Origin of the sequence: Thalassotalea sp. G2M2-11 (assembly GCF_017168195.1) — a bacterium.
GTDB lineage: Bacteria > Pseudomonadota > Gammaproteobacteria > Enterobacterales > Alteromonadaceae > Thalassotalea_E.
In genome coordinates this window covers 980,735-1,007,268 of sequence record NZ_JADNYL010000001.1, presented here as the reverse complement: position 1 = coordinate 1,007,268, position 26,534 = coordinate 980,735, and the positions used below count along the sequence as shown (strand labels likewise).

Below are 26,534 nucleotides of genomic sequence, written 5' to 3'. Positions count from 1 at the left end.
TTAATGCTCCCTACTCAATAATTCTCTAAAGATCAAAGTACCAACTAATAGCCATAAAAAATAACCATGGGTACTGCCGCCACCGCCTGATGAAGACTTAGGCTCTTCTGCTGGTGGACTTGGCGGCGTTGTTATTTGGCTAAAGGTAAATTGCTGAGATAAATTACTTTCAGGTAAAAGCATACCTGCGTACACAACCCCGTTTTGACCATTATGGCTGACGTGATAATACACCTCATTATTGACGCCCTGCACCGTTACATCATCCACGGTTAATTTAGTATCTTTTGCAATAGTGGCTAAGGTATCTGCACCTTGTTGTGGTGAAGTTTTTAACAAGGCTCCCGCGCTCTTCGCTACAAAGATTTCATCACCTGATAACGCAATCACTTTATTTTCATCAACAAGTTTGCTTACCTCTCCTTGGTATGCCCAATCTTGCCAAGTGTCATAATCTCCTGAAAAAATATAGCCAATTGTCGAGTTGTGCTTAATTTGGTAATAACGCTCTTGTACAGGAGCTGTTGAAAGCACAATATCTAATACCTGATAAGCTTGTCCTGTCACGGTATCGACATTTGTATCTGTGCCACCAGCGCTCTGACGTATGTTAATATCTTTATCGGTGGCAATAACTTCCCCGACCTTAAAACCATTTTGTAAATGACTCATGCACTGATGACGATCATATAGTTGTTTTGTATATTGCTGACTTTGTTGCTCTGATAAATGAAGCACTTGCGCTTTAGCGATCCTGTTGAACATTGCCGATAAACATACGGCATCTTGTGCCTGCACAACACAGTGAAACTCTCCTTGGTTAAGTAAACAAGTTTCACCACTAGAGAGCTGTAGAAAATTCAACCACCAAACTTGTTCATCCGTTTCTTGTGGTTGCTCCGGTGCTTGGTAGTTAGGTAAACAAAATTCAACTCCCTCCATAAAGCACTCAGCATCAATAGCACTTTCTAGTTCAGGCTGGCTGATATAGTTTTGCCAACTTGCCCCAAGATATTTGTTATAAAACCCATCATCCTGCCAAGCAGGGTTCTCTAACCAACGACAGATTTTACTCGGGCCGCCATTGTATGCTGAATAAGCTGAACGAGTGCGCTCGACCCAATTGTCTTCTGCCGATACACAGCTTTGCTCAGGCGCTTTTTGCCATTCTGAGTAGAATATTTCCATGGCATAAACCATATTCTCAAATATCTGCCAGCCTTTACCGTTATTTATTTCGGTAAAATGCCAACGATCATCAATTTGCATCATTCCGTGACCATGACCACTATCACCCCGCATCATTTTTGTTCGGCCATCAACAACAGCTTCAAAGTAATGACTCCAGAAAGTTTCTTGGTGAGCAACCGTTTTAATTGCACTGCCCCACGCTTCCATCTCATCTTGTGATGCATTCGGTTTTCGATTGATCAAGTAGTACTGCGCCGCGTCTATAATCACAGCATTTAGTTCATTCATATAGCGGTTGCGTTCTGTTGAGGCACTTTCTCCGCTATCAAAAATAATTTGGTTTAAGTAGTCTTGAACAAATTTAGGATCACCGAAAGGGTCAATATCACAATAAGCGGGAGCTGTACCAAAGTTCCAACTGGTACTTACCGTAGTTTTACCACTGCAAAGGTAAAAGTTTTCTGTATCATTGGGTAAAGCCTGTGCTTTAAACACAAACAATATTGCGAAAATAGCTAAATAATAATTATGCATAACCAAGCCTTTTGATGATAATACCAACAAAATAACTTATTTATTCCTAAAGGTAAACATTAAAAGAATATTATATTCCCAACTCTGTTTTATGACTTCAATTGACATACAGAATAAATATTGACTAGGGCGTGTTGAACTTTGCTGTTTAATTTTTGTTCGAGATAAAAGCGTTTTAATCGCGGCGTGAGGAATGACGCTTAGTCATCTAAGTAAATCTCCTCACAACAAAGAGTAAAACGCTTTTAACCGAACCTTTTAGGCAGCGTTTGTTGTCATTTCTACTATGTTGCCCCACATGGATGTGGGGTAAGGTGATTTTGCAGGAGCATAAAATCTTTAGTGCTTTATCATGTGGAACAACCACATATCAAAAGCACTGCCTTGTAAAAATTTCCAACAAACTGCTGCAAAAACAAACTTGAAAGATCAACGCACCCTAATAGTACTTGCAAAACAGTACTAAATATTGAACCCTAGTTTTACTGAATTCTTTAACCCGCCTGCTTAATAAGCATTAAAGCAGCTGATCAGAGTAGCAATATGAGTCAATCAATTTACGATTTTCAAGTAATAGATAACAAAAAACACACTGTTCCATTAAGCCAATATAAAGATAAAGTTGTGCTCATCGTAAATACCGCTAGCGCTTGCGGCTTTACTCCTCAATATGCAGGATTAGAAACTCTGTACAAACAATACAAAGAGCAAGGATTTGAAATTTTAGCTTTCCCTTGTAACCAATTTGGTCAACAAGAAAAAGGTGATAATGAGCAAATACAACAATTTTGTGATTTAAACTTTAATATTAGTTTCTCACTCATGGATAAAGTAGAAGTGAATGGAGAAAACACCGCAGAGCTTTATCAATATTTAAAGTCTCAGGCAAAAGGTATTTTAGGCACTAAGCGCATCAAGTGGAATTTCACAAAATTTTTAGTGAACCGCCAAGGCCAAGTCGTAAAACGTTATGCCCCAACAGCAAAACCTGAATCACTCTGTGCTGATATAGAAAAATTACTGTAATTTTTATAACAAAAAAGCCTTGGAGCAAGTTGCTGCAAGGCTTTAAAAAACAACAATAACAAAGTTGTCGTCTGTAACGTTACTCGTTCAATTTAGCTTTTCAAGTCATCGAAAAACTGCTTCACGCTATCGAAAAAACCGGTTTCTTTTGGACGATGCTTCGTCTGATTCTTACCCATTTTCTCTTCTAACTGACGTAAAAGATCAGCTTGATCACCCGATAAGTTCACAGGCGTTTCAATCACAGCTTTACACATTAAATCACCTGTTGCATGACTACGAACTGATTTAACCCCTTTGCCACGTAAACGGAACATCTTACCTGTTTGCGTTTCTTTCGGTACCTTCAGCTTCACTTTACCTTCTAAAGTTGGTACTTCAATCTCACCGCCAAGAGCAGCCGTTGTAAAGCTAATCGGCACTTCACAATACAAGTTATTCTCATCACGAACAAAAATAGGATGATCTTTAACATGTACTTGTACATATAAATCACCTGCTGGCGCACCATGTTCACCGGCTTCACCTTCACCAGATAAACGAATACGATCTCCTGTATCAACACCGGCTGGGATCTTGGCATTAAGCGTTTTGGTTTTCTCAACACGACCTTGTCCACGACATGAAGGACAAGGATCGGTGATCACTTTACCCTTACCAGAACATGAAGGACAGGTCTGTTGTACCGCAAATAAACCTTGGCGCATTTGTACTTGACCATGACCATGACAAGTAGAACAAGTTTTTGCACTGGTGCCTTTTTTCGCACCTGAACCATTACAAGGCTCACAGCTTACGTAAGTGGGTACTTTAATTTCAACCGACTTACCTTTTACAGCATCTTCTAAGGTCATTTCTAAGTTGTAGCGTAAATCACTACCACGGCGTTGGCGTGATTGGCCACCGCGGCGACCACCGCCAAAGATATCACCAAAAATATCACCAAATGCATCACCGAAATCTGCGCCACCGCCGAAACCGCCGCCGCCCATGCCGCCTTGCTCAAATGCAGCATGACCATATTGATCATAAGCAGCACGCTTTTGATCATTATTTAGCACTTCATAAGCTTCTTTGATTTCTTTAAACGATTCTTCTTTATCTTTATCACCCTTAGTACGATCTGGGTGAAATTTCATCGCTAAACGTTTATAAGCTTTTTTAATTTCTCGCTCACCTGCATCTCTCGATACACCTAGCACTTCATAGTAATCACGTTTGGACATAGTTTTTTACTTCACATTAATTGATACCAATTTGCTTAACCGCTCAATAACAAAAACTGTTATGCAAATGGATATTTTACTGACTCAACATCACCACTTTTTTGCATCCCGCTATCGTGGCATACCGTTCATCCTGAACATCGCCACTTTTTAGCGTCCTGCTATTGCGGCATACCGTTCATCCTGAACATAATAAAGCGCCGAGGTTATCGACGCTTTATTTAAAACACTCACTATAATCGAGTTATTAAAACTTATTTGAGTTGGCCTTAAAACAAATGCGCTATGCCAATGTAATAAAGCCGAACCCAGTTTTAACAGCGATTATTTATCGTCTTTAACCTCTTCAAACTCAGCATCAACTACATCATCTGCTGGCTTAGCTCCGGCGCCTTGTGCATCACCTTCTGGTGCTGCTCCACCTTGGGCTTGCGCTTTCGCTTGAGCAATTTCCATTAATTTAGCTGACGCTTCCATTAATGCTTGCTGTTTACTATCAATGGCTTCTTTGTCATCGCCTTTAATCGCTGCTTCAAGTTCAGTAATTGCCGCTTCAATTTTTTCTTTCTCATCCGCTGGTAAATCATCACCAGCTTCAGTTACTTGAGTACGAGTAGCGTGTACCATACCGTCAGCTTGGTTACGTGCCGTGACAAGCTCTTCAAACTTAGCATCTGCATCAGCATTCGCTTCCGCGTCACGTACCATTTGCTCAACTTCATCATCCGATAAACCAGAAGATGCCTTAATAGTGATCTTCTGCTCTTTACCTGTGTTCTTATCTTTGGCAGATACATGCAAGATACCATCAGCATCAATATCGAACGTTACTTCGATTTGTGGCATACCACGTGGTGCTGGGTCGATACCTTCAAGGTTGAACTGACCTAAAGACTTGTTTGCTTGTGCTTGCTTACGCTCACCTTGAATTACGTGAACAGTAACAGCAGCTTGGTTATCTTCAGCCGTTGAGAACGTTTGTGACTGTTTCGTTGGGATCGTTGTATTTTTATCGATAACTTTCGTCATTACGCCACCCATAGTCTCAATACCTAGAGATAATGGTGTCACGTCTAATAATAATACGTCAGTTACATCACCAGAAAGAACACCCGCTTGTACAGCCGCACCGGTAGCTACTGCTTCATCAGGGTTAACGTCTTTACGAGGCTCTTTGCCGAAGAAATCAGTTACTGTTTTTTGTACCAGTGGCATACGAGTTTGACCACCAACTAAAATAACGTCTGTCACTTCTGAAGTTGATAAGTCAGCATCAGCTAACGCAGTTTTTAACGGCTCTAATGTCGCTTTAACCATGTCTTCAACTAATGATTCTAATTTAGCACGTGTTACTTTGATGTTCATGTGCTTAGGACCAGATCCATCAGCTGTGATGTATGGTAAGTTCACATCAGTTTGTTGTGCTGAAGAAAGCTCACATTTCGCTTTTTCTGCCGCTTCTTTTAAGCGTTGCATTGCTAATGGATCTTTTGTTAAATCCATGCCTTGGTCTTTCTTGAATTCTTCAACCAAATAATTGATTAAACGGTTATCAAAGTCTTCACCACCTAAGTGAGTGTCACCATTGGTCGCTAATACTTCAAACGTGTGCTCGCCTTCAACTTCATCAATTTCGATGATAGAGATATCGAATGTACCACCACCTAAGTCATATACGGCTACTACTTTGTCGCCTTTTTGCTTGTCCATGCCGTAAGCAAGTGCAGCAGCAGTTGGCTCGTTGATAATACGTTTTACTTCTAAGCCAGCAATACGACCAGCATCTTTAGTAGCTTGACGTTGTGAATCATTGAAATAGGCAGGTACAGTGATAACCGCTTCAGTCACTTTTTCACCTAAGTAGTCTTCAGCCGTTTTCTTCATTTTTTTCAAAACTTCTGCAGAAACTTGTGGTGGCGCAACATTTTTATCACGTGCAGTTACCCAAGCATCGCCGTTATCAGCTTTTACGATGCCGAAAGGCATAATATCGATATCACGCTGAACTTCTTTATCTTCCCAGCGACGACCAATTAAACGCTTAATCGCAAATAAGGTGTTTTTAGGGTTAGTTACCGCTTGACGTTTTGCTGGTTGTCCAACTAACGTTTCGCCTTCTTCTGTGTACGCAATAATAGAAGGGGTTGTACGATCACCTTCAGCATTTTCAATTACACGAACATTTTCGCCGTCAAGAACAGCTACACATGAGTTAGTTGTCCCTAGGTCAATACCAATAATTTTGCCCATCTTGAGGATCTCCGAATTCTTAATAGTAATAAAATCTGTCGTTGGAATTTAAATTGGGGGCAGAAAAGTCGTTTTCAACTAAAAAGTGTAAAAAATTATAAAAAAAGTGACATTTTTACCCTTTAGGCAACCCCGTTAATTCACAACGGTCAAAACAAAAAACCAGACACAATGTCTGGTTCTTTAATAAATAAAAGTGCAAAAATTATGCTTGCGTATCAACGCCCGCAGCTTTAGATACCATCACCATCGCTGGGCGAATTAAACGACCATTTAATTCATAACCTTTTTGCATCACTGCAATCACAGTATTAGGCTCAACACCTTCTACTTCTTGCATTGACATTGCTTGATGTAATTCAGGATTAAAAGGTTGGTCTTGTGGATCTATCGCTTTTATCCCAAATTTCTCTAAACCAGCAATTAGCCCTTGTAAGGTTAAGTTAACCCCTTCAAACGTCGCCTTTTGCTCTTCTGCTTCGCCATCAATCGTCGCTAAACCACGCTCTAAATTATCAACAACAGTAAGCATTTCTGCGGCAAATTTTTCTAAAGCAAATTTACGTGCTTTTTCTACGTCTTGTGCAGCTCGACGACGCACATTATCCACTTCCGCTTTAGCACGAATAACAGAATCTTTCTGATCCGCCACCGTTGCTTGGGCTGCTGCTAATGCTAACTCAAGCTCGTTTATTTTTTCTTGCTCAGCGCTGATCGCTTCGTGTGCATGTTCGTGCTGTTCTTCCACTTGCTCTTCTGCCTCACCAATAATTTCAGCAGCTAACTCGTCTGAAGACATTTCTTCAGCACTCTTATTCTCTGTTGACTGTTTAGTCATGTAAAACTCCAAGATAAATCGTAAATGACGGTCAATAAATTAGACAATGTTGCTAATTATGGGGGCTGTATTAAATGATTCAAGAATAAATGTTGATCATTTCTTAAAAAGTACGCTTTACAACACTATTAAATACGGCGAAACTGCTGATATCTAGCTAAAAAAGTCTGTTATAGTATAAAGATGAGTAAACTATATAAAACCATCGGCCTGATCGGCAAACCTAATCATTCAAGGGCTGCTAATACCATCAATGCGCTCTTTGAATTTTTGTCTGAACAACAATATCAGGTGATAGTAGAAAGTTCAGTCGCCGATGCAATTTCACATCCAGCTCTAGCCGTTCATAGCTTGACAGAAATTGGCGAATTAGCCGATTTAGCCATTGTTGTCGGGGGCGACGGTTATATGCTTGGCGCTGCCCGAGTTTTATCTTGTTATAACATTGGTGTTTTAGGGGTTAACCGAGGTAATTTAGGTTTTCTTACCGACCTTTCACCGACCGAATTCGCTGAACCACTCTCTGACATTTTAGCCGGAAAATCACGCTCAGAGCAGCGTTTTATCATTGAAGCTGAAGTCTATAGACATGGAAAATTAAAAAGCTCAAACAGTGCGGTAAATGAAGCGGTTCTTCATGCCGGTAAAGTTGCCAGCATGATCGAATTTGAAGTATATATTGATAATAGCTTTATGTTCAGCCAACGCTCAGATGGCCTTATTATTTCAACACCAACAGGTTCTACGGCTTACTCGATGTCTGCAGGTGGGCCAATTTTAACACCTAACTTAAATGCTCTGTCGCTTGTACCTATGTTCCCGCATACTTTAACGAGTCGCCCGATTGTGGTTGATGGTAATAGTGAGATCAAATTAATTTTAGCCAATGAAAATTACGAGAACTTGCAAGTAAGCTGCGACGGCCATGTGATTTTAGCCGTGATGCCTGGTGACGAAGTGATCATTCGAAAAAGTGAAAATACACTACGATTAATCCACCCACTCGATCACAGTTATTTTAATGTATTGCGCACCAAACTAAGTTGGGGTAACAAGTTATATTAACTAAATGCACCATGCTAAAAAGCATAACGTATTTTGCAAAGCTAATATTGTTAATCAGTGTACAGCTTCATACTTGCCAAGCCATTCAGATTGACAAAACTGAAATCTCTTGGGCTACTGAAGAATGGCCTAATTACACTGATCGTGATGGTAGTGGCTTTTATCATGAATTATTCAATACGATATTTGCTAAATCTCCCTATACGCTAACGGTACAATATGTACCATGGAAAAGAGCAATTAATCACGTCTCTGAGAATAAGGCACACTTAACGGGAGCGCTACCGAAAGGTAAAAATTATAACTATGCTGAGCAACCGGTACTAACACAGCCTATCAGTATCTTGATAAAGCACGACGCAAGTATAAATTCACTTGTGCAGCTCAGCACACAATTAGGGACTTGGCCAGAGCGCTATAAAACTGAATTATTTCAACCCGAAATTGCGCCTTATATTAAAGGGGTTGGCAGTCAGCAGCGCAAGGGTGCGTTAAATTTGTTAATCAATGACAAAGTACAATACTACCTAGATATCCGATCCATGATTGAAGCTCAGCTAACAAACTTATCAGCTGAGCAACGAAAAAATTACCGGATAATCGACTTATCATCCTTAAACCTCTACTTTATTTTCAGTGAAGATAAGCAGGGGCAAGCCGTAAAGCGCTTCTACGACCATGCATTCCAACAGTTGCTCTCTGAGGGCGTTTTGCAAGAAATTTACAATAAATATCAAATAGCTATTCCAGATATTAATTAATCACTCATAAAAACTCCTAGCAGCACTTGCAATTAAAACAATTACTGTATAAATTAACACCTATATTTATATACAGTTGTTTGGGTGCGCTATGCTTTTACATCTTAATATTCAAAACTTTGCCATTGTTCGTTCGCTAGATATTGATTGGCGACAAGGCATGACTACTATTACTGGCGAAACAGGCGCCGGTAAATCAATCGCCATAGATGCCTTAGGTTTGTGCTTGGGCGAGCGCGCTGTGACTAACGTGGTAAGACCCAATTGTAAAAAAGCCGAGCTAGCCGCCACCTTTGATATTGCTGATAACCCACTCGCCCAACAGTGGCTTGATAAAAATGATATTTCTTACGACGATGACTGCATTTTAAGACGAGTTATCTCAAGTGAAGGCCGCTCAAAAGCTTATATAAATGGCAGCCAAGTACCGCTAGCGCAATTAAAAGATGTAGGCCGTTTGTTGATCAATATTCATGGTCAACACGATCACCAGTTAATCATTAAGTCATCTGAGCAGCGCCAGTTATTAGATGCCTATGCAGATCATCAACATTTACTTGATAATGTGAAGCACCAATACCAACAGTGGAAAAGCCTCACTTATGAATATCAACAACTACAAGAGAATCAGATACAACGAGAAGCTCAGCAACAATTATTACAATATCAAGTCAATGAGCTTGATGAATTTTCTTTGAATGAAAGTGAGTTTGAACAGTTAGAGAGCGATTATAAACGCCATAGCAATAGCCAGTACTTACTTGAAACCACACTGGCAACGTTACAAACATTATCCGAAAATGAACAATTTAATGCCTTAGACAGTGTTAGATCGGCTCATGATCAAATCAGTAAATTAGCCCATGTCGATACAAAGCTGGCGGAATTAGCCAATCAGCTTGAAAGTACTTTGATCCAACTAGAAGACACCAATAATGAATTACAAGGTTACTATCAACAGTTAGAGCTAGACCCGCAAGCCTACCAAATGATAGAAGAGCGTTATTCACTGGCTATTCAGTTGGCAAAAAAACACCAGGTATTACCCGAACAGCTTCACCAGCATCATGCTCAGCTTAAACATCAGCTCTCTCTTATCTCGTCTGATGAAAGCCGCTTAGCATCAATACTGGCCGATATCGACAACGCAGAAAACCAATATCGTGATGCCGCGAATTCACTCACTCAATCAAGAATAAAAGCGGCTCAAACCTTAAACAATAAAATTACCACTAGCATGAAAGAGCTCAATATGGAGCACGGGCAATTTGAGGTAAATATCAACCCACTTGAGAGCGGTAAATTATCCGCCCAAGGAATGGATGAGGTTAACTTTTTTATTAGTTTAAATCCGGGACAAGAGCTGGCAGCGATGAACAAAGTAGCCTCAGGTGGTGAGCTCTCTAGGATCAGCCTTGCCATGCAAGTTATTTTAGCCGATAAGGTGATCACGCCAACTTTGATTTTCGATGAAGTAGACGTTGGTATTTCAGGTCCTACGGCTGCTATGGTGGGCAGTAAATTACAACAACTGGCAACTAACACCCAAGTTATTTGTGTGACGCATCTACCGCAGGTTGCCAGTAAAGGACATCAGCAACTATTTGTCGCCAAATTAACCGATGGCGAGCACACTGAGACTAATGTAACGGAACTAAGTGAACAAGGGCGAGTCCAAGAAATTGCTCGATTGCTTGCTGGTGACAGTATCACCGAGCATAGTTTAGCCAATGCGCAAGAATTACTCGCTAGTTAACAAATTAGCCTGATAAGTCAGTAAAAAAACTTTGTAACTCTTTGCGTGCTTAGTTATCATCCACGTTCACTAGTTAAAGGATAATAAAAACCACCATGTTGTTAAGAGTATTCATCGCAATTTTTATGTTAAGCATTAGTGCTTGTTCAAGCTGGGTATACCGCATCGATATCCCACAAGGCAACTATTTAGAACAACGAGATATTGATAAGCTTAAACTTGCCATGACCAAAGAACAGGTCAAATTTGTTTTAGGCAGCCCAGTGGTATTAGACGCTTTTAATCAAGACACATGGCATTATGTTTATCGTTTTAAATCAGGTCGAAGTGAAAAGTTTGATGCTGAGAAGCAATTTGTGATCAAATTTGAAGATAATAAATTAGTCTCTGCCGAAGGAGATTTTGAGTTACCAGAAAGCTTCTATACGCCCATCGTCAATTAAGCTATTGGTCACTTATTTAATCAAAAAAAGCAGCAATTACGCTGCTTTTTTTGATTCAAATTCCACATATTTAACGTAGAATTATTTATTGCGTAATGGGTTTACTCTGCCGCCAGTCACTTTATCAGCACGCCCTTCTTCTTTTGCTTTTTCTGCTCGACGTTTGCGTACTTCTTTTGGATCAGCAATCAAAGGGCGATAAATTTCAATACGATCGAGATCTTTTAGCTTATCCGTTAATTTAGCGGTACGATTCCAAATACCAACTTTATTTTTTGATAAATCAATTTCAGGGAAAGTATCTAAGATACCTGACGCACTGATAGCCTGTTCAATGGTAGTACCGTCATCCACTGAAATTAATAACAGCTCTTGTTTGCTGGGTATACCATATACCACTTCCACTTGTATCTTTGCATTTTGTGAGGTTTCAACCTTATCCAACTTTGACTCCATAAACATCTTTAGCTCTTTGTGTAAAAGCTTGTACCATATTATTGGCTAACGTATTAAATACTCGTCCGAACGCTAAATCAAAAAACTTACTGGAAAATTCATACTCTAAATGTAACGTTATTTTGCATGCTTCATCTGATAATTTGGTTAATTGCCAACTACCAATCAATTGTTTAAATGGACCATCTACTAGTGACATTTTTACTTCTTTATTGGCAATGAGGGTATTTTTAGTGGTAAACCATTTTTTGATCCCCCCCTTTTCCACCAATAATGAAGCGGTTACTTGATGCTCGTCTTCATCAATCACCTTACTACCGCCGCAGTCAGGGATAAATTCAGGGTATGCATTGACATCATTTATCAACTGATACATCTGTTCAACACTAAACATCACTAATGCATTACGATTTATACTTGGCATTTATCTCCCCTCGATCTTAGCCAACCATAATACCAAAGCTATAACAAAATGACATTAACCGAATATAGTGGCATTGACATAGAACAATCATAAACCGAATATCAAACATGTGAGTATTTCCCTAACAAGCGTATATTTTTCCCCTTCCAATTTTAACTAACGAATGCGAAGCATAATAAAATATCAATTAGCCATTTAAATACGGTAAATTCTCCGTATAATAGCCGCGGTTAAGTGTAGGAATATCATGGCTAAGAAAAAATCCAAAAAGTCTAATAGCAATACAATTGCGCTCAATAAGAAAGCTCGTCACAACTACAATCTTACCGATAAGTTTGAAGCGGGAATGAGTTTACAAGGTTGGGAAATAAAAAGTATTCGTAGCGGAAAAGTTAATATTTCCGACTGCTACGTTATGCTCAAAGATCGGGAAGCTTACATAGTAGGTAGTGAGATCATGCCATTAAATGCTGCATCTAGCCATGTAGTATGTGACCCTGTGCGCCCAAGAAAATTGTTACTTAACCGTAGAGAGCTAGATCGCCTTATTGGTGCAGTTGAACGTGATGGTTATTCATTAATAGCGACCGCCATGTATTGGAAACAATGCTGGGTTAAATTAGAGTTTTACTTAGGTAAAGGTAAAAAAGCACACGATAAACGTGCCGACATCAAAGACAGAGAATGGCAGGTTGATAAAGGTCGCTTGATGAAAAACAAAACACTAAACAAGATCGATTAAAAAATACCACGTTGTTATCGCGTATAAAGCGCTGTACAATAAAGGATACTGATGATTCATCAGTACGTTTTACCTTTGGGGCGGATTCAGGATTCGACGGGATTCACGAAACCCAAGGTGCATGCCCAGGGGCGGTTGGCCTGGTAAAAAGCCGCAAAACTATAATTGCAAACGACGAAACGTTCGCACTAGCAGCTTAATGCTAGCCATCCTCTCGAAGATTCGCCTATAGTCTAGAGATGCTGATGGTCACCCCATGTAGGCTAGCGAGGGAAGCACGCTTGAGGCTGAACCGCGAAATAGTATCAAGCTCACCATGACGAAGCCTGTCGATTGGCGTCTAATTGGCTAAACAAAAAATCGACTAAGCATGTAGGACCGAGGATGTAGGTTTTTCGGACGGGGGTTCAACTCCCCCCCGCTCCACCACACAACTTGATATTTTGTTATTTTACAATGAGATATCTAACATTAAGAGGGTGACGCCACAGGAGTATCACGAACAGGTGGTACAAAATGTGTCGAAATCCTCTTTATTTTTTCAAGTCCAAGCATGGCGTTTATCAATTTCGTTATAGCTTCCCTCTCAGTCTCTGTAATCAGTACAATATTCAACGTGAAATCAAAATATCTCTGCGCACTAAAGATAGAAGCGTTGCCATCAGACGACATTTGATAGTATTAAATCAAGTACACGAAATAATTGAAGATATAAAGACGATAATAATGAAAGACCCTAAATTAGATAGCAAAGGCTTGCAAGGCGTGGTCGATAGCTATAAAAAAAAGATTGTTATCGATGATTTGCGTGATACTAACGAAAATCTGCAAATTGAATCTATGCAACTAATGAGAGCAATCGAACGCCAAAAAAAAGCGCTGAAGCATAAAGACGAAACAATACATGCGTTATCTACTAGAGACCCTAGCCCTTCACGTTCAATTGACACTATTAAAACGATCACCATCGCACAAGCGATAGTAAAGTACGTAAAGTTTCAAATAGAAAGAAATACTTGGAGCGACAAAATAATACGCCAACGTAAGGGGTATTTGTCCGTCTTCGCTGATATTGTAGGTCAAAAAAATGATATCTCTATGTTAAACCAAGACACGATCACCGAGTATCAACGCATATTAAGACAACTTCCTGCAAATGTTAATAAGTATTATGAATTGCCTCAAGCCGTTGAGCTTCGCCCCGAGCATTATAAAAAAATTGCTCAAACAACGAATAAAAACAAGTTGTCAGCCAGAGGATTAGAGTCACACTTTAACTCAGTTAAACCCTTTTTGACTTGGTGTGTTGACATAGGCTACTTAACAAAAGATCACCGAAAATTGCTGAACGTGGGCAAACGAGAAATACAAAAAACCCAAAAGAAAGTATTGCCTTTCTCCTCTGAGCATTTGTCTAGGATTTTAACCAGCTACATTTACTCAGAATATCGTCTGCCACGTGAAAAACCCAATGCGTTTCAATTCTGGATGCCCTTGTTAGGGCTATTCACGGGTGCTAGGGAAAGCGAAATTGCAAATTTGCGCATCTCTGACATAAAAATCATTAACGATATACTAAGTATTGATATTAACGATAACCACGCAGGGAAGAGCCTAAAGACGGAAGCGAGCAGACGATGCGTGCCCTTAGCAAAGATAATTATTGATGCTGGTTTTGAGTCATTCGTTGAGCATCGCATAAAAAGCTGCAACACCAACGATTCGCTATTATTCGAACTTCCCAATCACAGAGATGGTGTAGCACGAGCGGTATCCAAGTGGTTTAACGAAAACTTCAAGAAAAAGTGTAACCTAACCACTGAAGGCAATACAAAAGTTTGCTTTCATTCATTTCGTCACACATTTATTAATAAGTTGGGTTCAACAAAAGTGGGTAATGATCTAGTACCCGATAGAATAGTAAAAGAAATCGTTGGACACGAAATGGGGGATGTCACAAACGATGTTTATGGTCACGAGCATGATTACGTACTGAAGAAAGAAATCATTGACTGTATTGACTATGGAATTGACTTGAGCACCATAAGCTACTCACGTTTTCTAAAAAGAAAGCCCAAGAAATAGCAAACAAGCACCATCTAAATGCTAAAAGACTAGTATAAGAATATTAAATATGGGGGATTTCCCCCGCTAGTTTTGTATGCGAAATGTATGCAAAAAATTTTATTTTTATTCGATTTTAGTGAAGGTAGTTGTGCTTTAAGCAACCCACTACTTAATGACTAACCATAAGATAAAAATTATTTTCCCCTATTTTTTTACTTCACTATACCGACTAAAATGTTTTTTAGCTTACAGCAGTCTATCTACACCATTGACGTTCACAAGGCACTCCATCATTGTCACCGTCCATCTTAGTATTGGGGCAATGTTGAATATAGTATGTAGCTTCGGCACATGATGTCATTTGTGAACAATACTGGCGACCATCACACTCAAAAGCTGCTTGTTGTTGACTTGCTTTAATAGTGCGTTCGATAGGCGATTTAATCGCGTGAGTGATTTCTTGTGCCTCTGAGGTTTTAAGCGGTTTATCAGCCTTAACCATACTATCCGTATAGTACTTCCACACTGCGAATACAATAAACCCCAATATTAGTGCTTTTTTCATAACCGTTCCTTGTTGATGTTGCCTATAATTCCAGTTGTATCGATATTGGGCAGTGATCACTCAACGCTCGGCTTAATTTTTTCGAATACTTACCATCAAAGACTAACTGGTAAAATGAACCTTGTACGTATCGTTGCCTTGCCTTCGGGTCAAAGACAATGTGATCGATATAATCCTTGTAATAACCACCCCAACATTGTGAATCTTTGTCTAATGTTGGTGCCCACATATCTTCAGAGCCTTCATCATCGATCGCTTGCCACAATCCAGCTTCCTCACTATGAGCAAGTTCAATATCTTTGCTGAATCGCCTGTTAAAATCGCCTATAACGATGAAGGGGATGTTTTCCTGTGCTCGTTGGTCAATCCATGACTCCAAAGGCTTTATTTGCTTAGAGAGCTTCTCACAAGCCCGTTTATTTTTCTTAGCATTTTTAGTTGAGTTAGCCATAGCGCCAACGCTTTTTCCGTCCAATGCCTTTTCGAAACATCCTGACTTTAAATGTACCGCCAGCAATCGTAGCTTTTCATCATTTTTGGATAAAGTGATGTCCATGCCATAGCGAACTCTCCCAACATCTAGTGCTTTATACTCAACTGATGATACTTGATAGCCTTTTGACTTGCGTACAGCAACACCAACGCGCTGTACCCAGTTTTTTGTCGAAAAGTAATAGTCGTAATCATCTCCGAAGACTTTGCGCGCGTAATCGCTGTTTTCGACTTCTTGCAGTGCAATAACATCAGCGTCAAGTTGTCTGGCATATCGAGCTAACTCTTTATAGTCTTTTTCAGTGCGTTGATTAAATTTATGCGAACCAAGCCAAGCAATATTCCATGACGCTAATTTTAAATTTTCAGCATACACAGGGGTGATAGCAAATAATGATGTGATGAGCGACAGGCTTAATAAAAAGCGTTTATACATTCTAGCGTCCTTTTCGGAATTTTATCGTAAGTTAACTTATGACACTTAGACTCGCAATCACAATACGTCTAGAACGCAATTGGTGATCTTCTAGCGAGAGTTATTTGATGACTAATACATTATCTGCACTTTTCAATTTTGTGATCTGTAATCGCTTGTTAGAGTGTTTAAGCACAGGAAATCCCCCCTGTGAAATGGCACTGTAAACATAGAAACCAAACTATTAAAATCGAAACTGATTTGATATTTAAAACTACTTTTAGCTGTTAAGTGCCATTAGCGGATGAAAGTAACACTCAAGTTCATATTAGCTAGGACTCAACTAAAATGTACCTTTATGCACCTCTCCCTACTTAAAAAACTTCTTCATCTGAAGCGAACTCTTTGGGGCGTTTGGCATCCTTTCCGGCATTTAATTCAGCAACCAAATCGTTCATGAACCACTGGCCGTTCATATCATGGAAGTCAGCCATTTGAACTCGCATCAGGTACAAAACGCCACCTTCGTGCTTCTCATAAGCATTGGTACCATCAAGCAAAGTTAACTTTTGTGGAAAAGTCCGGATAGTGTACATAGGATTTTGCACGCCAAATTCCTTTCCCATGATTTTGAATTCATCACCACTTAGAAAGAATTGGGTTTTCTTTCGAAAGCAAAGCTCTACTTTCTCGTAACTATTATCTTTGAGAAGTTCAGCTGCCTGTAAAAATACCCGAAAAACATCCATTGCACTGCCTTCCCCAGATAAATTATTCACACAGTATTTCAGATTTTTTCCTGACTTGAACAAGTTAAAATCAACGTTAACGTTTCGTGAGTCGTTCTCTAGCACCGACTTTTCTTCAGCTTTAAGTTGTTCACCACAGGTAGCAAACGATATTATTGCGACTGCTATTAATATAACTTTTTGGATCATCTCCATTCTCCTTGTCTACTCAACTAAAATGCATCAGCATCTGATTCAATGTTGCCGCGTTCTATTTCTTTCTTCGCTATCGAGAAGTAAGGGCTTTCGTACCCAATCGTTAAATACCCGACACCGCGTTGCTTACCATTAAGTTGAACAGAAATCATTCCGCCAGCGAAATTAAAAAATGATAGATATACCCCACAACCTGAATACTCTAAACATTGATAAAACTCATCAGAGTCATCATAAAGTTTACGTCCAACTGTCTCATATTGCTCAGAGGGTGAACCGTATTTTTTGGCAAGTAAGTTCTTGACTTGCTTGTAAACAGACTTGCCCTCTGAGCCATAGATATCATCCGTAAATTTTTTAGATACTGCCACGGCCTTCACAAGTTTTCCCTTGTAGGTAACCACAATGTAATTTTCAGCTTTCGACCAAGCTTTAGGTACCGATAGAGATGAAAAAACTTTTAGTCCTTCAGAATCACTTATTTGCGCAAACCCTATTTTTTTTAATCCAGCCTCAGACATTTCCCATGTCAGCCCAAATGGTTCTGGGAACGTATCTGCAGCTAGAGATACTTTTACAACTAAGGCCAGCAACAGTCCTGTAAAAATCTTCCTCACTTTTTTTTCTCCTTCCTAGTTTTTCAAATTCGGCAAGCGTCAACTTTGAAGCTTATGACTCCAAATTACGACTATTAATTTTGTATCGACCATTAGGCGGTTTTTCGACCAAGCTTTAGGTCACTCATCTGCCAGTACAATTTTTAACACGCTTTCTAACTAATTGCTATATATCAACATATTGGGTTAATCAACTTTTCATAACGCAGAAAAACAACCCAATGTGTCATTTCCTTAAATATAGAAGAAAAGAATTAAAACTTGATGATAAAACAGTGTTAAAAGCTACAACAAAGTTAGCTATTCGCTCACAACAGTCTGACGAATTAATTCCAACTATTACATGTACATTGTTAGACAACTCAACGTATCAAGTTGTTGTTAACAAATGCTCCTCATGCGCACAATCAGAGCATTTCAGTGTATATGCCCCACCTTTCTTACTCACCTTCGTTTGCTTACTGCCACAGCTCTCACACGCCTTTTTAAGCGGTGTATTGGCTTCACAAACAACGCACTTTAAAAAATAACCGAACCGTCCTGGTAGTGGCGTTAACAAGGTGCTCTCTCTACATTTTTTACACGCATAAGAATGTTTGGAGATAATGACATTCTTTGTATTTTTAGGTGGCTTGAACACATCATCCACTGTCGTTGATACTGGTTTATTTTTAAATGTTATAGGTTCGTTAGCTTCATTATTGCTTCTCGTCTTCTCCCCCCCGCATTGGTTAAGAAGAAACGTTCGAATTGCGTAAATCTCACTATCATTAAAAGCTGGACGGTGGTCTGTTACTGTCAATATTCTTAAAACATCATTTTTCAAGTCCATGATGTTCTTCACAGCATCGACTAGAAACTCCGACTTAACCAACTTCTCCGAAATATGCTTTGGCATTTTTGCACGTTCTATTAACGTATTACTTGAAACTGCGCACAAGTGATCCCAACTTCGTTTACCTAGTGTTTGCTGCAGCCCCAACAACTTGCCGACAAGCTGACTACGATTCTCGTGAAGTAAGTCTTTTAATAACTGCTCTTGCAACAGCACTTGTTTGATAGGTGACGGCATACCTTGCCACTTACCTCGATAGTTTCGACTCCATTCTTCTTGGCTATTTACTTTTACACTGCCTGAGATGCTCTTAGATTCAATCAATATAAAGCCAAAGCGATAGAGTATCAGATGATCGATTTGTGCCGTTTCGTCGTTGTGAGTGAACTTGAAATCGTTAAACACGAATACTTGATTGTCATCTTTAAACGCTCTACGCAGATAAAACGCAACGTCTTTTTCTTGTTGTTGACCAGCGATGGTATTAGGTGATTTGCAATTTTTGTTATCCATTTCTTTTACTATCATTATGGCATCCTGCTCAATAACACTGCGGTGATTAAGTGTATAAGAAACTATATCCGAGGATCTAGCATTCATCAACAATTGACTAAAATGAATAGGTTAAACTTCTTCCCTCTATAAGAAGCGCTAGTATTTTAAGCGATATTTTTTGTAAGCATGGCGTCTGCTATACCGAGAATTTTCTAGGACTTTGCTTTTGGCTTCAACCCCATAGCTATTTGGTTATGTTCTATGATTTCAGCGACGTAGCTCTTCATGCGCTTTACGAGAGAGCGACTGATGTAATAATTTCGTTGGCTACGTTGCAACAATTGAACATGAAGTTGTTTAGATAGGTAATCCGCTAACCCGACATTTATACCGAGCATAGGCTTAACAAAAGAAATACCATGCGATCGTTGAAATAATGTCGGTAATTTCCAAGCGGTTTGTTCGGGATAATCATTGATTTCCATTTCTAATAGCTCAACATCGTCTTTCGATATGTAGTCTCCAAACATCTTAACTTCATAACCCCATTCAACATCAACACATCTATGCTCCGCATTCCCCCATTCATCAAAATAAACTTCGTTTGGGTTTTGTAATATCTCTTTCAACTCGTTTTCATTATGTTTTTGAGTTCGAAGAACTATATGAGCATGTAACCTTCTCCCAACTTGATTTTGTCTTCTTTTGCCTTCCTCGATAACGTAAAAAAAGTCAGTAACATTTAATGATTTAAGATACTCTTTTAGGCGCTTGCCATAGTAGCTCACTGGGCTTTTCATCGCTTCTAGTCTTTTTGTAAATGACTCACTAAAATTAACAGTTATCAATACTGCTTCTGCGTCACTGTTTTTTTCAAGAGGGGTAGTAAGCAACACTGTTGCCGCTCTTATCGCATAATTTAGGTTGTGCTTCATCTTTTTGTCTAATTGGTATGTTTTGTAGATTTTTCTATAACTAGTCAACAATGGTAATGTTGATGGTTTATAAGCCCTAAAATAACTATCTGTTGACGGTACTTCACGCCTATTATCAAACGTTCTTCGTAATATCCCCTGAGCCCTAGCAACCCTAGCTTTCCCCCAACTTTCTACATTCATCAAAAGACGCCTCTCATTCGAAAATTTACAACCTGTGGATAAATGGTATTTTAGGTTTACATGCTTGTGCAACCTATTTAATTTGCTATAATTTAAAAAGCACAACGACCGTTGTTATTTTTTAAATGCAGTTTGGAACAAATATGACTTTAAAATATGTAACCTATCGCAGGGTTAGCACAAAAGAACAAGGACGTTCTGGACACGGCTTAGACGGGCAACAAAGAGATATAGAACTCTACCTCCAAAATTACAGCGAATCGCCTTACAAGATCATTGGCGACTTTGTAGAGGTGGAATCAGGAACAAACAATGACCGTGTTGAATTTAATAAAGCTGTACACTTAGCAAAGAAAGAGGATGCTGTTCTCCTTGTCGCCAAACTCGACCGGCTCAGTCGCAAAGTTTCCTTCATTTCTTCTCTAATGGATGATAAGAACTTACAGATTAAAGTATGCTCGATGCCCAACGCTGATAATTTTCAATTGCACATATATGCTGCATTAGCAGAGCAGGAGCGGGAGTTTATTAGTATGCGTACGAAAGCTGGTCTTGAGGCAGCAAAAGCAAAGGGAGTAAAGCTAGGAGGCTTACGTGATAAAACAAATGCCCGAAACCAAGCTAAACGAAAGCAAGCTGATTTGTTTGCAAAGAAGGTGTGGTCTGTTATAGAGCCAATGCACCAAGCAGGGCTTAACTACAGTCAAATAGCAAAACGACTGGCTAGCATAGGTATGAAAACGTCCACAGGTAAAGGTTATGCCCCTCAAACGGTTAAAAATATCATCTCGAGGATGAACAACTGAAATTGATCATCCTCATAAATGCTAATTCAGCAAATATGACACAATTTTTTCATCTTTCATGATTTTGGCAGCTGTATCGTTCAAGGCTTTATCAAGAGCAGAGGTTGCAGGGTAGCCATTGAATTTACTCGATGATATTATATTTCTATACCCATCTCCAATCTGAGCTATTGCAGAAACAGTACAATCAGTAACATAATGTCCACCACAAATTATAGAACTAATTGACAATTTAAGTATTTTTGAATCATGGTTCCGAAGTGGCATTTTTGCTAACTCATTATGAACTTTCGAAATCAATATTTCAGACCACCCTTTATAGTCAGTTAAAACGGTTGTTATCCCATCGCTAAAAAAAACTCTTTCTTGCGTGTCAAGCTGGTCATTTACAACTGATACAGCTTTATTATTGCTGTAAGGATACTCCCCTACCGGTGCAGAAAAATGCCTCGTAGTACAAGCGGATAATATTAATGCAACGCATACCACTATAATTATTTTCATTTTTGTATCCTAATTAGTTAAATTTTTAATATGAAATGTGATCTTCCCCCGATTTTGTAGACTTCTAGCTTCCAGTTATAAACTGGTTTTCATACTCATCAGGCGACACATGACCAAGGTGGCTATGTAATCGTTTTCGATTGTAGAACATTTCAATGTAATCAAACAAGTCAGCCCGTGCTTCATTGCGGTTTTCGTACACTTTTCGCTTAACACGCTCTGTTTTAAGTGAGTGAAAGAAGCTTTCAGCAACAGCATTATCTAAACAATGTCCTCTTCGACTCATGCTAGGAATTAAATTATTCGCAGTTAAAAATTCTCGATAATCACAACTCGCATATTGGCTACCTTGATCACTATGAACAATAACCTCTTGTTTTGGGTTTCGTCGCCAAACTGCCATTAGCAGTGCTTTAATAACAATATCTTTAGTCATGTTGGGCTGCATTGACCAACCAATAATTTTGCGTGAGAACAAGTCGAGTACAACGGCTAGATATAGCCAACCTTCATAGGTTTTAATGTAGGTGATATCGGCTACCCAAGCTGTATCAGGCTCACAAACCACAAACTGTTGCTGCAAATGGTTATCTGCAATCAATGCAGGTACGGATGATTTAAAGTAACGACGCTTATAACCAATATTGGCCTTGAGTTTGGCTTGCTTCATTAAACGAGCAACTCGATTTTCACTACAACTTTCACCTTTTCGGCGTAACTCATGTGTAATACGAGGGCTACCGTAAACACCACCACTTTCCACATAACTTGCTTTGATGTGCTCAAGAAGGCGTTGATTATCAAGTTCACGGTTTGATACTGGCTTCTTCAACCACGCATAAAAACCGCTACGATGAACATTAAGTGCCTGACACATAGCTTTAACACGATAAATATCGAGTCGTGACTTTATGAACGTGTACCTTTCTTTGACTCGCTTGCAAAGTACACGGCGGCTTCCTTTAAGATGTTACTTCTTCGGTAACACGTTTAAGCTCAGCTTTAAGTTTACGTATTTCTTCTTGCTCGGCTGATTTAGCTGGTGGGGTTTTGGCTTTACTCACCCAGTAGTATAGGGACTTGTCGGAAATACCTAATCGTTTAGCAACGTCAGGAACGGAAAAGCCTTTGTCAACTACTTGGCGAACGGCTTCATCTTTGAATTCTTGGGGGTATTTATTATTACTCATAACATCTCTCATCATACTTCATTTTCTAAATAAAAGATGTCTACAGTGCTAGGGGAAGATCAATATGATGCTAGCATCATTCTGCATGAACCATGGACAGACTTCTTAACATTTATGTCAGATGTTGGCCCTTACCCTGATCAAAATTGGATTTTTACTAGGATAGACAAAAATAAAGGCTTTACTCCAGCCAATTGCAAATGGGTGACTCATTCACAGGCGTCGATATTAGCAAACAAACGTAATCAAACTATCAGTTCAGCTCCCCAACAGGGAAATGAACCCGCGTCCAAATAAGCTATTCAGTGCAATGATGCGATTAGATACTTAGTTACTGGTACAAAAAAGTGGTACAAAATGAAGAGTCTATATGGCTTGCGAATAGTTAAACTATTGTTATACTTGAAATTGCAGCAACTAATTTTATCGGGTGGATACTCCCCCCCGCTCCACCACTTTCATAATTAAAGACGCTTTTTAGCGTCTTTTTTTTGCAAAATAAGTTAACAACTTTTCCCGTTTAGGCTAACACTATAAAATTATTTTCTATAAGCAATTAAGAACAATAATTTCAATTGACTATCGTAAGTGTTACCTAAACTTTTAGTCACTTTTATTGACTTAAAAGCTTAACTCTAGCATCGTAACTCAAACAATAAAGCTAAGAACCGGGATGTTTATGTACTTTACTTACTATTACTTCACCGCATCGCTTATATTATTTTATCTAGCGAGTATATCGCACCACATTGTGCTCACGCTTGCCATTTTATGGATTGCTGCTTCATTATTAATAGTTTCTATAGCCTACCTGTTTCAACGACCCGCAATTTTTAGAAAACGTATCGATGGCACTATCCCTTTGTACATTCAGTGGATTTTTGTACCGTTTTTTCTTGGTGTTCAACTCTATAACTCTTGGGCGAGAAAAAACGATAAAGTACCTGCCATTCAAGAAATTGATGATAATACTTATCTGGCTTGTCGGTTATTCCCCCGTGATATTGAACGATTAGATGAGCTCAATATCACCACAATACTCGATGTAACTGCTGAGTTTTCGGGACTAAATTGGTCTGCAAATAACGAGCACCTAAACTACTTAAATATTCCTGTACTTGATCACCAAAGCCCGACTAACGAGCAAATTAAACAAGCACTTTATTATTTAACCAGTCACAGCCAACAAGGTCAAAAAGTCGTTATTCATTGTGCGCTAGGGCGTGGACGTTCAGTACTTATCGCTGCGGCTTATTTACTCAGTAAAAATCCTGATGATTCAGTTGAGCAAACTTTAGCAAAAATTAATGGTATTCGACGCACTGCTAACCTCAACAAAACACAGAAGAAAGCATTAGCAAAAGCACATCAACAAGGTATCACTAGCCAACTTAACCGCTTAGCAATCGTGGCAAACCCCGTTTCGGGAGGAGGTAAATGGCCAGAAAATAAACAAGAGATCTTACAAAGGCTCAGCCAACATTTTATTGTCCGCATTTATGAAACTACCGAGCAAGAGTCCGCCACAGAAAAAACACAAACGGCACTTAATGATGGAGCTCAATTTATTATCGCTGCAGGTGGAGATGGTACCGTCAGTGAAGTAGCGGCTCAAATTCTGCATCAAGATATTACCCTTGGTATTCTGCCAATGGGGACAACCAATGCGTTTTGTCATGTACTGTACGGCTTTGTTACTAAGCTCATGCCTGTACATGTGTGCTGCGATATCATCGAACAACAAGCGACGAAAACAGTCAACGTGGCTAAATGTAATGACGAACTTGTGCTATTAGTTGCCAGTATTGGATTAAGCCAGATCATGATTGCTGAAGCCGATCGAGATGAAAAAAACCAAGCAGGTCAATTTGCCTACATTAAAGGCCTTTGGAATGCTATCCAAGAGCACCAGTTATTTGAACTGACGGTAACTTTTGACGATCACTCTCCACAAACAATCACCACTCCAAGCATGGTTATCGCAAATTCAGCCCCCAGCACTACCATATTGGCGCAAGGTGGTGGTTCAACAACAGCGGATGAAAATAGCCTTGATATAACTTGGCTCCCCGGCGATATTGAAGTCAATCAGCAGCTCATTAATATTTTAGATCTTGCACTATGTGGTTTAAGAGAAGAAAAACCAAATGAGGACATAAAGTTTAAGCAAGTAAACCGTGTGAAAATTACCAGTAAAAAAACCATTAGTTACGCCATTGACGGCGAAGATCGCTCTGCAGGATCAATCCAAATGACACTGGAGAAAAAAGCACTGAGGCTATTTGCCAGAAATCAATAATTGCTTATCAAAGACCGCCGAAATAATGATGAAGTTTGTGCCTTCTTGTCATCAACTCACCCATGGTGTGGCTCGGTTCGTTTTAACATAAAACAAGTCATACCAAACACAATTGCGCATAGCGAACCAAAAATCACCCCGAGCTTGGCATAATCGAGTAATAATGCCTGTCCTGCAAAAGCCAAATTGGCAATAAATAAAGACATAGTAAAGCCGATACCAGCAAAACAGCTTAAACCTAGTAAATCAAGGTTAGTCAGCGAATCGGGTAAGTGTACCCAATTCAACTTTAACCCTACATAAGCAAAGCCAAAAATTCCCAAACACTTACCAATTACCAGTCCTAAGCTGCTTCCCCAAAATACTGCCGAATGTGTGACATCAGCAAATTGTTCAGGGATCATTACGCCAGCGTTTAATAAAGCAAACAAAGGTAAAACGAGTAAACTAATAGGCTTATCTAGCGCACTCTCCCAACGCTGAATTGGTGTTGTTGAACTGTGCGCAATTTGTTTAGCTGTCTCTGCCAATTCGTGCTGCTGTTGTTGCTCTAAAATAGATTTATCTTGTGAATCTATCTGTTTAAAACGAGTGAGCAATTTTGTCATATTGTCAGAGAACCAGTTGGTATCCGCATAAGGCTTGGTCGGTACAGTCAGTGCAGCTAAAATACCTGCGGTAGTTGCGTGAATACCCGAGTGATAAACAAACCACCATAAAATAAGCGCGCCAATTAAATAGAAAAACCGACTGCGAATACCCAATAAATTAAGCATAAATAAAGCAAGTAAAGTTACTCCAGCATATATTAATTGATGAATAACTAACTGCTCAGTATAAAAAATACCGATAACCAGCACCGCTCCCATATCATCAATTATCGCCAATGCAGTGATCAACAAAATAACCGAAGCAGGCACTCGTTTACCCAACAGCATCAACAAACCAATGGCAAACGCAGTGTCAGTTGCCATTGGAATGCCCCAGCCCGACATGGCATTGACTTGATCAAATAACAACACCATAGAGACATACACCGATGCTGGTATCAACATGCCCCCTAATGCCATGAGTATCGCGAGCATAGCAACTTTTATATCTTGCAGCTCCCCTGCCAGTATTTGATATTTGATCTCAAGGCCAAGTAAGAAAAAAAACAGGACGATCAGTCCTTCATTCATCCAATCGACCAGTGAGTGTGAAATGATAAAGTCATCAAGGAAAATACCGAGCTTTGCATTAATAAAACTGTGATAGCTATCTGACCAGGTGCTATTCACCCACACCATGGCAATCAAGGTAAATAACAACAAAAATAGCCCTGCTGCGGTTTGGCTTTGCACAAAGTTTTCAAACGGCGATACCACCTTTTCAAATGGCTTTTCTAAGGGCATTCGTTCTCGGTTTTGCTCTTTTATCTCTAACTTCATACTTGTCTCACTTTGATAACATCAATCGCTAATAGTATGTTTTAG

Annotated in this window: 25 protein-coding genes and 1 other RNA gene; 11 read left to right on the top strand and 15 right to left on the bottom strand. The window is 39.4% G+C overall.

What is annotated here, in order from left to right; genetic code table 11:
* Positions 1-1,725 carry a hypothetical protein gene (locus tag IV514_RS04315; protein WP_206483660.1) on the bottom strand — a complete coding sequence of 575 codons (1,725 nt, stop codon included), beginning with the start codon at positions 1,723-1,725 and terminating at the stop codon, positions 1-3.
* A 543-nt stretch (positions 1,726-2,268) separates the two neighbouring features.
* On the opposite strand from IV514_RS04315, the gene IV514_RS04310 reads away from it, so the two are divergent.
* Complete coding sequence (locus tag IV514_RS04310; RefSeq protein WP_206483659.1) at positions 2,269-2,751, top strand: glutathione peroxidase; 483 nt, start codon at positions 2,269-2,271, stop codon at positions 2,749-2,751.
* Between the two features lie 92 nt (positions 2,752-2,843).
* Here the strand turns inward: IV514_RS04310 and dnaJ are convergent, their stop codons facing one another.
* From dnaJ to grpE, 3 genes are all read right to left on the bottom strand, one after another.
* Complete coding sequence (gene dnaJ, locus IV514_RS04305; protein ID WP_206483658.1) at positions 2,844-3,977, bottom strand: molecular chaperone DnaJ; 1,134 nt, start codon at positions 3,975-3,977, stop codon at positions 2,844-2,846.
* A gap of 324 nt (positions 3,978-4,301) precedes the next feature.
* The gene (gene dnaK / locus IV514_RS04300) at positions 4,302-6,227 is read right to left on the bottom strand and encodes a molecular chaperone DnaK (protein ID WP_206483657.1); all 1,926 of its coding nucleotides are present in this window, start codon (positions 6,225-6,227) and stop codon (positions 4,302-4,304) included.
* A 205-nt stretch (positions 6,228-6,432) separates the two neighbouring features.
* The gene (gene grpE, locus IV514_RS04295; RefSeq protein WP_206483656.1) at positions 6,433-7,065 is read right to left on the bottom strand and encodes a nucleotide exchange factor GrpE; all 633 of its coding nucleotides are present in this window, start codon (positions 7,063-7,065) and stop codon (positions 6,433-6,435) included.
* A gap of 183 nt (positions 7,066-7,248) precedes the next feature.
* Here grpE and nadK point away from each other — a divergent pair, with 183 nt between their 5' ends.
* The 4 genes from nadK (at position 7,249) to bamE (ending at position 11,090) form a co-directional block, all read left to right on the top strand.
* Positions 7,249-8,130: an NAD(+) kinase gene (gene nadK, locus IV514_RS04290; RefSeq protein ID WP_206483655.1), complete on the top strand. Its 882-nt coding sequence runs from the start codon at positions 7,249-7,251 to the stop codon at positions 8,128-8,130.
* Between the two features lie 47 nt (positions 8,131-8,177).
* The gene (locus tag IV514_RS04285; RefSeq protein WP_206483654.1) at positions 8,178-8,891 is read left to right on the top strand and encodes a transporter substrate-binding domain-containing protein; all 714 of its coding nucleotides are present in this window, start codon (positions 8,178-8,180) and stop codon (positions 8,889-8,891) included.
* A 91-nt stretch (positions 8,892-8,982) separates the two neighbouring features.
* On the top strand, positions 8,983-10,647 hold the full coding sequence (recN, locus tag IV514_RS04280; protein ID WP_206483653.1) for a DNA repair protein RecN: 1,665 nt from the start codon (positions 8,983-8,985) through the stop codon (positions 10,645-10,647).
* A 125-nt stretch (positions 10,648-10,772) separates the two neighbouring features.
* Complete coding sequence (gene bamE, locus IV514_RS04275) at positions 10,773-11,090, top strand: outer membrane protein assembly factor BamE (protein ID WP_241242167.1); 318 nt, start codon at positions 10,773-10,775, stop codon at positions 11,088-11,090.
* A gap of 81 nt (positions 11,091-11,171) precedes the next feature.
* Here bamE and IV514_RS04270 read toward each other — a convergent pair whose 3' ends face one another.
* Both IV514_RS04270 and IV514_RS04265 read right to left on the bottom strand, forming a co-directional pair.
* Positions 11,172-11,552 carry an RnfH family protein gene (locus tag IV514_RS04270; protein ID WP_206483651.1) on the bottom strand — a complete coding sequence of 127 codons (381 nt, stop codon included), beginning with the start codon at positions 11,550-11,552 and terminating at the stop codon, positions 11,172-11,174.
* A complete protein-coding gene (locus IV514_RS04265; protein ID WP_206483650.1) occupies positions 11,527-11,970 on the bottom strand; it encodes an SRPBCC family protein in 444 nt (147 codons plus the stop codon). The genes IV514_RS04270 and IV514_RS04265 overlap by 26 nt, the downstream gene beginning before the upstream one ends.
* A gap of 247 nt (positions 11,971-12,217) precedes the next feature.
* On the opposite strand from IV514_RS04265, the gene smpB reads away from it, so the two are divergent.
* From smpB to IV514_RS04250, 3 genes are all read left to right on the top strand, one after another.
* Positions 12,218-12,712 (top strand): SsrA-binding protein SmpB, encoded by a 495-nt coding sequence (gene smpB / locus IV514_RS04260; RefSeq protein WP_206483649.1) that lies wholly within the window; start codon positions 12,218-12,220, stop codon positions 12,710-12,712.
* Positions 12,713-12,789: 77 nt separating this feature from the next.
* Positions 12,790-13,141, top strand: a transfer-messenger RNA (tmRNA) gene (gene ssrA, locus IV514_RS04255).
* Positions 13,142-13,438: 297 nt separating this feature from the next.
* The gene (locus IV514_RS04250; RefSeq protein WP_206483648.1) at positions 13,439-14,797 is read left to right on the top strand and encodes a site-specific integrase; all 1,359 of its coding nucleotides are present in this window, start codon (positions 13,439-13,441) and stop codon (positions 14,795-14,797) included.
* 238 nt (positions 14,798-15,035) lie between these two features.
* Here IV514_RS04250 and IV514_RS04245 read toward each other — a convergent pair whose 3' ends face one another.
* The 6 genes from IV514_RS04245 to IV514_RS04220 all read right to left on the bottom strand — a co-directional run bounded on the left by IV514_RS04245 (position 15,036) and on the right by IV514_RS04220 (position 20,260).
* A complete protein-coding gene (locus IV514_RS04245; protein WP_206483647.1) occupies positions 15,036-15,344 on the bottom strand; it encodes an excalibur calcium-binding domain-containing protein in 309 nt (102 codons plus the stop codon).
* A gap of 22 nt (positions 15,345-15,366) precedes the next feature.
* Positions 15,367-16,272 carry an endonuclease/exonuclease/phosphatase family protein gene (locus tag IV514_RS04240; RefSeq protein WP_206483646.1) on the bottom strand — a complete coding sequence of 302 codons (906 nt, stop codon included), beginning with the start codon at positions 16,270-16,272 and terminating at the stop codon, positions 15,367-15,369.
* Positions 16,273-16,625: 353 nt separating this feature from the next.
* Positions 16,626-17,189: a hypothetical protein gene (locus IV514_RS04235; RefSeq protein WP_206483645.1), complete on the bottom strand. Its 564-nt coding sequence runs from the start codon at positions 17,187-17,189 to the stop codon at positions 16,626-16,628.
* Positions 17,190-17,212: 23 nt separating this feature from the next.
* A complete protein-coding gene (locus tag IV514_RS04230) occupies positions 17,213-17,812 on the bottom strand; it encodes a hypothetical protein (RefSeq protein ID WP_206483644.1) in 600 nt (199 codons plus the stop codon).
* 370 nt (positions 17,813-18,182) lie between these two features.
* A complete protein-coding gene (locus IV514_RS04225; protein WP_346776893.1) occupies positions 18,183-19,247 on the bottom strand; it encodes a nuclease-related domain-containing protein in 1,065 nt (354 codons plus the stop codon).
* A gap of 107 nt (positions 19,248-19,354) precedes the next feature.
* Positions 19,355-20,260, bottom strand: a complete 906-nt coding sequence (locus IV514_RS04220; RefSeq protein ID WP_206483643.1) for a hypothetical protein — start codon at positions 20,258-20,260, stop codon at positions 19,355-19,357.
* 143 nt (positions 20,261-20,403) lie between these two features.
* On the opposite strand from IV514_RS04220, the gene IV514_RS04215 reads away from it, so the two are divergent.
* Positions 20,404-21,066, top strand: a complete 663-nt coding sequence (locus IV514_RS04215; protein WP_206483642.1) for a recombinase family protein — start codon at positions 20,404-20,406, stop codon at positions 21,064-21,066.
* Between the two features lie 21 nt (positions 21,067-21,087).
* On the opposite strand, the gene IV514_RS04210 is transcribed toward IV514_RS04215, so the two are convergent.
* Positions 21,088-21,570, bottom strand: coding sequence for a hypothetical protein (locus tag IV514_RS04210; protein ID WP_206483641.1), 483 nt, complete (start codon positions 21,568-21,570; stop codon positions 21,088-21,090).
* 64 nt (positions 21,571-21,634) lie between these two features.
* A protein-coding gene (locus IV514_RS04205; RefSeq protein WP_206483640.1) for an IS3 family transposase occupies positions 21,635-22,760 on the bottom strand; the annotation gives its coding sequence in 2 pieces (ribosomal slippage) (positions 21,635-22,541 and positions 22,540-22,760; 1,128 coding nt in all).
* Between the two features lie 36 nt (positions 22,761-22,796).
* Here IV514_RS04205 and IV514_RS04200 point away from each other — a divergent pair.
* A complete protein-coding gene (locus IV514_RS04200) occupies positions 22,797-23,057 on the top strand; it encodes a hypothetical protein (protein WP_206483639.1) in 261 nt (86 codons plus the stop codon).
* Positions 23,058-23,439: 382 nt separating this feature from the next.
* A complete protein-coding gene (locus IV514_RS04195; protein ID WP_206483638.1) occupies positions 23,440-25,059 on the top strand; it encodes a diacylglycerol kinase family protein in 1,620 nt (539 codons plus the stop codon).
* Positions 25,060-25,115: 56 nt separating this feature from the next.
* Here the strand turns inward: IV514_RS04195 and nhaA are convergent, their stop codons facing one another.
* Entirely contained in the window at positions 25,116-26,489 is a 1,374-nt protein-coding gene (gene nhaA, locus IV514_RS04190; protein ID WP_206483637.1) for a Na+/H+ antiporter NhaA, read from the bottom strand.
* Positions 26,490-26,534: the final 45 nt, after the last annotated feature.

What these genes read in the sequence shown, in the direction of transcription:
- IV514_RS04315 (WP_206483660.1), bottom strand. Translation starts at nt 1,725, where the DNA reads ATGCATAATTATTATTTAGCTATTTTCGCAATATTGTTTGTGTTTAAA.
- IV514_RS04310 (WP_206483659.1), top strand. Translation starts at nt 2,269, where the DNA reads ATGAGTCAATCAATTTACGATTTTCAAGTAATAGATAACAAAAAACAC.
- dnaJ (WP_206483658.1), bottom strand. Translation starts at nt 3,977, where the DNA reads ATGTCCAAACGTGATTACTATGAAGTGCTAGGTGTATCGAGAGATGCA.
- dnaK (WP_206483657.1), bottom strand. Translation starts at nt 6,227, where the DNA reads ATGGGCAAAATTATTGGTATTGACCTAGGGACAACTAACTCATGTGTA.
- grpE (WP_206483656.1), bottom strand. Translation starts at nt 7,065, where the DNA reads ATGACTAAACAGTCAACAGAGAATAAGAGTGCTGAAGAAATGTCTTCA.
- nadK (WP_206483655.1), top strand. Translation starts at nt 7,249, where the DNA reads ATGAGTAAACTATATAAAACCATCGGCCTGATCGGCAAACCTAATCAT.
- recN (WP_206483653.1), top strand. Translation starts at nt 8,983, where the DNA reads ATGCTTTTACATCTTAATATTCAAAACTTTGCCATTGTTCGTTCGCTA.
- bamE (WP_241242167.1), top strand. Translation starts at nt 10,773, where the DNA reads ATGTTAAGCATTAGTGCTTGTTCAAGCTGGGTATACCGCATCGATATC.
- IV514_RS04270 (WP_206483651.1), bottom strand. Translation starts at nt 11,552, where the DNA reads ATGTTTATGGAGTCAAAGTTGGATAAGGTTGAAACCTCACAAAATGCA.
- IV514_RS04265 (WP_206483650.1), bottom strand. Translation starts at nt 11,970, where the DNA reads ATGCCAAGTATAAATCGTAATGCATTAGTGATGTTTAGTGTTGAACAG.
- smpB (WP_206483649.1), top strand. Translation starts at nt 12,218, where the DNA reads ATGGCTAAGAAAAAATCCAAAAAGTCTAATAGCAATACAATTGCGCTC.
- IV514_RS04250 (WP_206483648.1), top strand. Translation starts at nt 13,439, where the DNA reads ATGAAAGACCCTAAATTAGATAGCAAAGGCTTGCAAGGCGTGGTCGAT.
- IV514_RS04245 (WP_206483647.1), bottom strand. Translation starts at nt 15,344, where the DNA reads ATGAAAAAAGCACTAATATTGGGGTTTATTGTATTCGCAGTGTGGAAG.
- IV514_RS04240 (WP_206483646.1), bottom strand. Translation starts at nt 16,272, where the DNA reads ATGTATAAACGCTTTTTATTAAGCCTGTCGCTCATCACATCATTATTT.
- IV514_RS04235 (WP_206483645.1), bottom strand. Translation starts at nt 17,189, where the DNA reads ATGATCCAAAAAGTTATATTAATAGCAGTCGCAATAATATCGTTTGCT.
- IV514_RS04225 (WP_346776893.1), bottom strand. Translation starts at nt 19,247, where the DNA reads ATGAATGCTAGATCCTCGGATATAGTTTCTTATACACTTAATCACCGC.
- IV514_RS04220 (WP_206483643.1), bottom strand. Translation starts at nt 20,260, where the DNA reads ATGAATGTAGAAAGTTGGGGGAAAGCTAGGGTTGCTAGGGCTCAGGGG.
- IV514_RS04215 (WP_206483642.1), top strand. Translation starts at nt 20,404, where the DNA reads ATGACTTTAAAATATGTAACCTATCGCAGGGTTAGCACAAAAGAACAA.
- IV514_RS04210 (WP_206483641.1), bottom strand. Translation starts at nt 21,570, where the DNA reads ATGAAAATAATTATAGTGGTATGCGTTGCATTAATATTATCCGCTTGT.
- IV514_RS04200 (WP_206483639.1), top strand. Translation starts at nt 22,797, where the DNA reads ATGTCTACAGTGCTAGGGGAAGATCAATATGATGCTAGCATCATTCTG.
- IV514_RS04195 (WP_206483638.1), top strand. Translation starts at nt 23,440, where the DNA reads ATGTACTTTACTTACTATTACTTCACCGCATCGCTTATATTATTTTAT.
- nhaA (WP_206483637.1), bottom strand. Translation starts at nt 26,489, where the DNA reads ATGAAGTTAGAGATAAAAGAGCAAAACCGAGAACGAATGCCCTTAGAA.